The organism is Falsiroseomonas sp. RANM36 (genome assembly GCF_056682175.1).
Window position 1 is genome coordinate 1 of record NZ_JBWXTD010000050.1, and the last position, 333, is coordinate 333.

Consider the following 333-nt stretch of genomic DNA (forward strand, 5'->3'; position numbering starts at 1 on the left):
AGCGCGGCCTCGTAGGCCTGGACGGCACGGCGCAGCGCCGCATCGTCGCCGCGCTCGCCAAGCGTCGAGAGCGCGCTGGCGAGGTTGTTCTGGGTTGTCGCCCAGTCGAGCGGGGCCCGATCGCGGGTGCGCTCCTCCAGTGCGGCCTCGAAGGCCTGGACGGCACGGCGCAGCGCCGCGTCGCCGCCGCGCGCGCCGAGCGTCACGAGCGCGATACCAAGATTGTTCTGGGTCGTGGCCCAGCCGAGCGGGGCCCGATCGCGGGTGAGTTCCTCGAGCGCGGCCTCGTAGGCCTGGACGGCACGGCGCAGCGCCGCATCGTCGCCGCGCTCG

Annotated in this window: 1 protein-coding gene; it reads right to left on the bottom strand. The window is 75.1% G+C overall.

Features of this window, described 5'->3' with window-relative positions:
* A partial coding sequence (locus AC1MIR_RS27795; protein ID WP_480031405.1) for a hypothetical protein occupies window positions 1-333 on the bottom strand: 333 nt, incomplete at both ends.